Genomic DNA, 6,258 nt, shown 5'->3' with positions numbered 1-6,258 from the left:
GAGTTCGAGGAGCGGTTGAAGACCGTCCTCTCCGAGATCAAGGAGAGCGACGGCTGCGGGCATGGGGGGCGGAACTGCGCGAACAGTCACAGAGCACCCGCATACGAACTATCCCTGGGGTGCGCTCAGTTGGGACGCTTCCGTTGCCAGGGACTCGATGCGGGACCAGTCCTTGGTCGCGATGGCGTCCGGCGGCAGCATCCAGGTGCCGCCGACGCAGCCGACGTTGGGGAGGGCGAGATAGGCGGGCGCGGACATCCGGGAGATGCCGCCCGTGGGGCAGAAGCGGGCCTGGGGGAGCGGGCCGGCGATGGACTTCAGGTAGGCAGTGCCCCCGGCGGCCTCGGCCGGGAAGAACTTCATCTCGCTGACCCCGCGCTCCAGCAGGGTCACCACCTCGGACACCGTGGAGACCCCCGGCAGGAACGGCCGTCCCGAACCCTGCATCGACTCCAGCAGCCGTTCCGACCAGCCCGGGCTCACCAAGAAGCGCGACCCGGCGGAGACCGCCGCGTCCACGTTCGCCGTGGAGATCACCGTTCCCGCGCCGACCGTGGCCTCCGGCACCTCGGCCGCGATGGCGCGGATGGCGTCCAGGGCGGCCGGCGTCCGCAGCGTGACCTCGATCGCGGGCAGCCCGCCCGCGACGAGGGCGCGTGCGAGCGGCACGGCGTCAGCGGCGTCCTCGATGACGACGACGGGGATCACGGGGGCGAGGTCCAAAACGGAGGTCATGGCCTCATCCTGCCGGCGGTGCACATCATGCGCAACGAACGTTGCGCATGATGCAATGCGCGGAAGATGGGTGGCGCCGCGTGGCGTGCAGGGCCGGGAGCGGCGCAGCGGATCCCGGTCAGTGGATCTCGGTGACCACCACGTCGAGCGCCCAGGGGCGACCGGCGCGCGCCGGTGACTCCGCCTCGACCGTGTGCCCCAGGTCCCGCAGCACCTCGACCAACTGGCCCGGGCCCTTCGGGCGCGCGCCCGCGACCAGCAGGTCCCGTACGATCCGGCCCTTCGTCGCCTTGTTGAAGTGGCTGACGACGGAACGCTTCTCGACGCCGTCCACCAGCTGGGAGTGCAGCACCCGGACCGTCGCCGTCCGCCCCGCGACCTCGCCCTTCGGCTTCCATGCCGCCGCGTACGCGGACGACCGCAGATCCAGCACCAGCCCGCCGCCCGCGGCCTCCGGCAGGGCTGCCTCCATCGGCTTCCGCCAGTGCGCACCGAGCGCGCCGAGCCCCGGCAGCTTCACCCCCATCGAGCAGCGGTACGACGGGATGCGGTCGCCCACCCGCACCGCGCCCCACAGCCCGGAGAACACCAACAGCGAGGCGCGCGCCCGACGTCGGGCCGCGGGGTCCAGCGTGGCCAGGCCCAGCGCGTCGTACAGCACGCCGGTGTAGACCTCCCCGGCGGGGCGGGCGCCGGCCGTGCGCAGTGCCGCGTTCTTCGCGACCTCGCCGCGCAGGCCCTCGCTCAGCCCCAGCACCTGCGCCGCCTTCGCCTCGTCCGCGGCGCACAGCTCCACCAACTCGTCCAGCACCGCGGCGCGCGCCTCGGCGAGCCCGGGAAGCGACAGCGACTCGGGCTTCAGCGGGGCGCCCCGCCCGGAAGCGGCCTTACCCTCCGACGGCGGCAACAGCACGAGCACGAACGATCTCCTCACGGACACTGACGGGAAGGAAGGGGCCGGGAGCGGGCCCCGCGTCAGCGTACGCCCCCGGGGTGACCGGGCCGCCCGGGGAGGAGTACGGGCGGCCCGGCCCCGAGGCGGTCGACGGCACGGGCCGCCGACCAGTCCGGCTGCGGCTGGAAGCCGGCGGAGATGGGCTCAGGTGGGTCGGGAGAAAGAGGTCGCGTAGGCGAGGGCGGTCAGAGGAGTGCGGGGCGTCCGCGACGCCGCGACGTCAGACGCCGCGACGTCAGCGGACGTACACGCTCGAACCGAGCTCCGATACCGCGCGCTCGCCCGGTGGAATCACCTCGATCACCCGCCCCGTGCAGTCCGCGCCGGTGAACACGAAGACGTACTCGTCCGTTCTGTTGTCGACGAACAGCGGTCTGCGCGTGCTGTCGAAACAGCCGGTCGGGTCGTGGTGCACCACCCCGTTGAGGATCAGGTCGCCATTGGCGGCGAACGCGGACTGGGGGACGGCGACCGCGAGCGTCGCAGCGGCGGCGAGGACTCCCAGCGTGCTGGCGAGACGGCGCATGACGATACCTCCGGTGAACTCCAGGACCACGGGGGCTCGCAGGATCGACCCCCTCCGTGCCATCAACGTTAGGTATGCATTCCATGACCCACAGTCACTCGCAAGAGTGAACGCGTGGTTGCGTCCCTGCCCTCCCCGACGAACCCGCAGGCAGCCGCACTGCACCCCGTCCAAACCCCGCTGGCGTACTGTCGCCATCCCGGTCCTAGCCCACTTCCTAGCCCACTTCCTGGCCCACTCCCTGCCCCGCGCCCCGGCCCACTCCCCGGCCCGCTTCCGCGCCCCGCCCCCTTCCTCCCGCTCCCGCCGCGCGCCCCCGCCCGCACCGCCATACGCTCGATCCATGCCCCGCCGCGTGATGCACACCACCGGCGCAGCCGAGGAGGCGCTGCGCGGCGCGCTGCGCGACCTCAGGGCGGAACTCGGCGTCCCGACCGGCTTCCCGACCGCCGTACTCGCCGAAGCCGACCGCACCGCCGCAGCGCCCCGGCTGCCCGACGCCGACGCCACCCACCTCCCCCTCTTCACCGTCGACCCGCTCGGATCGCGCGACCTCGACCAGGCCATGCACCTGGCCCGCAGGGAGGGCGGCGGCTACCGCGTCCACTACGCCATCGCCGACGTCGCCGCCTTCGTCCCGCCCGGCGGCACCGTCGACTCCGAAGCCCACCGCCGCGTCCAGACGCTGTACTTCCCCGACGGCACCGTCCCCCTGCACCCGCCCGCCCTCTCCGAAGGCGCCGCCAGCCTCCTGCCCGACCGCACCGTGCCCGCGCTGCTGTGGCGGATCGACCTCGACGCCGAAGGCCGTACCTCGGCCGTCGACGTCCGTCGCGCCCTGGTGCGCAGCCGCGCCGCGCTCGACCACGCCACCGCCCAGCGCCGCATCGACGACGGCACCGCCGAGGAACCCCTCGCCCTGCTCCAGGACGTCGGACTGCTGAGGGAGGCCCTGGAGCGCGAACGCGGCGGCATCTCCCTCAGCGTCCCCGAACAGGAGATCACCGCCACGAACGACGGCGGCTACGCGCTCGCGTACCGGGCCCCGCTGCCCGTCGAGGGGTGGAACGCGCAGATCTCGCTGCTCGCCAACATGGCCGCGGCCGACGTCATGACGCAGAGCGGCACCGGCGTCCTGCGCACGCTGCCGACGGCCCCCGTCGGAGCGGTCGCCCGGCTGCGCCTGACCGCGCGGGCCCTGCGCATCGATTGGCCGCACCACGTCTCGTACGCCGACCTCGTCCGCTCCCTCGATCCGCACGACCCCCGCGACGCCGCGTTCCTCCAGGAGTGCACCACCCTCCTGCGCGGCGCCGGCTATCACGTCTTCACCGGCGGCCGACTGCCCGACCCGGCCGTCCACGCGGCCGTCGCCCACACCTACACCCACTGCACCGCGCCCCTGCGCCGGCTCGTCGACCGCTACGCGGGCGAGCTGTGCGTCGCCGCCTGCGCCGGGAGCGGGGTGCCCGAGTGGGTGCTCACCGCGCTGGACGACCTGCCGGCCGAGATGGCCGGCGGTGCCCGGCGCGCGGCGGCGGTGGAGCGGGAGTGCGTCGACCTCGTCGAGGCGGCCGTGCTGAACGGGCGGGTCGGCGAGGTCTTCGACGGGCACGTGGTCGACGTACGGGACGACGACCCGGCGATCGGCACGGTCCAACTGCGCGACCCGGCGGTGGTCGCCCGGGTCACGGCGGACGGCGCAGAGGCAGGGGCAGACGCAGAGGCAGTGGCAGGGGCAGGCAGGGCGCTACCGCTGGGTGAACCCCTGCGGGTACGGCTCACCAGGGCGGACCCGGCGGCCCGCCCCGGAACGGCGAGGGTCCTCTTCGCCGTCGCCTGAACCACCCGGCCCCCACCTCACCCCGTCACCTCACCCCGCCGCGCGCTCCGACCGCTTCAGCGCCGCCAGCAGCGCCTTCGGATCGTCGGCGTGGAAGCGGATCGTGTGCGCGCTGCCGGTCCTCCCCAGCGGTCGTACGTACGTCACCGGCGCCACCAGCTCCACCGCGAGCGTCGTCTGGCTGCCCACGATCAGGTCCAGCGAGCCGTCCGCGCGGGGCGCGATCGCCTGCCCGTCCGGGTACCGCCGGTCCATCCGTACGCGCACGATGTCCTCGGCCGGGATGCGCAGGTCGAACAGAGCGCCGTAGCGCAGCCGCAGCGAGCCGTCCGCGCCCACCACGTGCGGCCGGGCCACGCACGCGGCCAGGATGCCGACCATGACGACCAGCCCGTACAGGCCCAGGTACAGCGTGATCGCGTGCACCAGCGGCCACGGGATCAGCAGCGCGAGCGCCACCGTCTCGACGATCGAGAGGCCGACCCAGGACCACATCATCGCGGCCTGCGCGGAGTTGTACCCGGCGGCGTGGTCGTCGGCGCCGACCCCGTGCCGGCGCCGACGCACCCACAGCCAGATGCTGTACACCGAACGGACCTCGTGCAGCGCCAGCCGCCGCACCACCCGCGGCAGGGTGCGCGTCTGCCGCCCGCCGCCCGTCACGGCGTCCTCCGCGCGACGAGCGCCGCCACCATCAGCCGTACGACCTCGGCCTGGGCGGGGGAGAAGTCGGCGAACAGCGCATCCGCGAGTCCGCCCTCCTCCAGCGGCTGGTCGCCCATCATCTGAACCAGCTCATCGGGCATGCAGTCGGCCAGCTCCGCGGCGAGGGGCGCCACCCGGGGGTCGTCCGCCGAGGCGTCCGCGAGCTCGTCCAACTGCTCGTACAGGGCGTGCACCCGGGAGTTCGTCCCGCCCTCGGCGAGCGGGCGCAGCGCGTCGAACAGCGGCCCCCGGTCCGCGGGGTCCATGACCGCGTCCAGCAGCGCCATGTGTTCGCGGTCCTTGGCCGCCATGGCGGATTCGGTGGGCGCGAAGGCCCCCCACAACCCCGCCAGCTCCGGCGACACGGGCCCCTCGACGGGCAGCGTGCCGGCGTGGGCCCGGGCGATCAGCTCGGCCAGCTTGCCGCGCTGGCGCACGAGCGCCGCCTGCTGGCGCGCCAGGTCCGCGTCCAGCTCCTCCAACACCTCCACCAGCTCGTGCCCGGCGTCGTCCGCGAGCACGTCCCGCACCTCCGCGAGCCCGAGCCCCAGCTCGGTGAGGCGCCGGATCCTGGCGAGGGTCGCGGCGTGCTGGAGTCCGTAGCTGCGGTAGCCGTTCGGCAGCCGCTCCGGCTCCGGGAGCAGCCCCAGGTGGTGGTAGTGACGTACGGTGCGCGGGGTGACCCCGACGAGCGCTGCGACCTCTCCGATCCTCATGCCTCCAGTGGAAACCATGACGTTGCGGCAAGGTCAAGCGCGGCCACCCGGGCGCTCCGGCCCCGGTCCGGGGGCGGGTAGCATGGTCGACACGGCAGACGAGCCGGGCGGACGGCCGCGTGAAGTCCTTCGGGGCTTCCCGAGGAACGTCCGGGCTCCACAGGGCAGGGTGGTGGCTAACGGCCACCCGGGGTGACCCGCGGGACAGTGCCACAGAAAACAGACCGCCGGGGACCGTATCCGTACGGATCCCGGTAAGGGTGAAACGGTGGTGTAAGAGACCACCAGCGCCTGGGGTGACCCAGGCGGCTCGGTAAACCCCACCCGGAGCAAGGTCAAAAGGGGACGCCTACGCGTCCCTGCGCGGACGTTCGAGGGCTGCCCGCCCGAGTCCGCGGGTAGACCGCACGAGGCCGGTGGCAACACCGGTCCTAGATGGATGGCCGTCGCCCCGACGACCGCGAGGTCCCGGGGCACAGAACCCGGCGTACAGCCCGGCTCGTCTGTCGATGGGGCCTCTGACCAGCAGATCTTCAGGTCAGAGGCCCTTTCTTGCAAGGGGAGAGCCCGCCGACTCTCCCTAGGCCAGTTGAAACCGGACCGCCCGGATGTGAGCACGGCTTCAAGTAGCCACGGACGTAACCACGAATCGGGGCAGAGGCGTTCCCCAGACTGGCCGCAGACGTGCGCGACGGTGACTGCCCCTGCCGGGGCCGGTTGTGGGAGGTGGGCGGTGGCACCGCATGGCGCAGCGAGGCTTAGTGGCCACCGAGAAGAC

The 6,258-nt window shown here is 73.3% G+C and carries 6 protein-coding genes and 1 other RNA gene; 2 read left to right on the top strand and 5 right to left on the bottom strand.

Annotation, left to right across the window (positions count from 1 at the left end; genetic code table 11):
• Positions 1-108: 108 nt before the first annotated feature.
• The 3 genes from eda to ABZ842_RS33165 all read right to left on the bottom strand — a co-directional run bounded on the left by eda (position 109) and on the right by ABZ842_RS33165 (position 2,279).
• A complete protein-coding gene (gene eda / locus ABZ842_RS33175) occupies positions 109-735 on the bottom strand; it encodes a bifunctional 4-hydroxy-2-oxoglutarate aldolase/2-dehydro-3-deoxy-phosphogluconate aldolase (protein WP_361545423.1) in 627 nt (208 codons plus the stop codon).
• A 118-nt stretch (positions 736-853) separates the two neighbouring features.
• Positions 854-1,654 (bottom strand): peroxide stress protein YaaA, encoded by an 801-nt coding sequence (yaaA, locus tag ABZ842_RS33170; RefSeq protein ID WP_361545420.1) that lies wholly within the window; start codon positions 1,652-1,654, stop codon positions 854-856.
• A gap of 271 nt (positions 1,655-1,925) precedes the next feature.
• On the bottom strand, positions 1,926-2,279 hold the full coding sequence (locus ABZ842_RS33165; RefSeq protein WP_361545417.1) for a hypothetical protein: 354 nt from the start codon (positions 2,277-2,279) through the stop codon (positions 1,926-1,928).
• Between the two features lie 280 nt (positions 2,280-2,559).
• Here ABZ842_RS33165 and ABZ842_RS33160 point away from each other — a divergent pair, with 280 nt between their 5' ends.
• The gene (locus ABZ842_RS33160) at positions 2,560-4,059 is read left to right on the top strand and encodes an RNB domain-containing ribonuclease (protein WP_361545414.1); all 1,500 of its coding nucleotides are present in this window, start codon (positions 2,560-2,562) and stop codon (positions 4,057-4,059) included.
• Between the two features lie 30 nt (positions 4,060-4,089).
• On the opposite strand, the gene ABZ842_RS33155 is transcribed toward ABZ842_RS33160, so the two are convergent.
• Both ABZ842_RS33155 and ABZ842_RS33150 read right to left on the bottom strand, forming a co-directional pair.
• Complete coding sequence (locus tag ABZ842_RS33155; protein ID WP_361545411.1) at positions 4,090-4,722, bottom strand: hypothetical protein; 633 nt, start codon at positions 4,720-4,722, stop codon at positions 4,090-4,092.
• Positions 4,719-5,480, bottom strand: coding sequence for a MerR family transcriptional regulator (locus tag ABZ842_RS33150; protein ID WP_361545408.1), 762 nt, complete (start codon positions 5,478-5,480; stop codon positions 4,719-4,721). The genes ABZ842_RS33155 and ABZ842_RS33150 overlap by 4 nt, the downstream gene beginning before the upstream one ends.
• A gap of 99 nt (positions 5,481-5,579) precedes the next feature.
• On the opposite strand from ABZ842_RS33150, the gene rnpB reads away from it, so the two are divergent.
• Positions 5,580-5,986, top strand: an RNA gene (gene rnpB / locus ABZ842_RS33145) — RNase P RNA component class A.
• The last annotated feature ends 272 nt before the right edge of the window (positions 5,987-6,258 follow it).

The sequence above is a fragment of the Streptomyces sp. NPDC047315 genome (genome assembly GCF_040643215.1).
Taxonomy (GTDB): Bacteria; Actinomycetota; Actinomycetes; order Streptomycetales; family Streptomycetaceae; genus Streptomyces.
This window is presented reverse-complemented; position numbering and strand designations above follow the sequence as displayed.

What these genes read in the sequence shown, in the direction of transcription:
- eda (WP_361545423.1), bottom strand. Translation starts at nt 735, where the DNA reads ATGACCTCCGTTTTGGACCTCGCCCCCGTGATCCCCGTCGTCGTCATC.
- ABZ842_RS33165 (WP_361545417.1), bottom strand. Translation starts at nt 2,279, where the DNA reads ATGGCACGGAGGGGGTCGATCCTGCGAGCCCCCGTGGTCCTGGAGTTC.
- ABZ842_RS33160 (WP_361545414.1), top strand. Translation starts at nt 2,560, where the DNA reads ATGCCCCGCCGCGTGATGCACACCACCGGCGCAGCCGAGGAGGCGCTG.
- ABZ842_RS33150 (WP_361545408.1), bottom strand. Translation starts at nt 5,480, where the DNA reads ATGAGGATCGGAGAGGTCGCAGCGCTCGTCGGGGTCACCCCGCGCACC.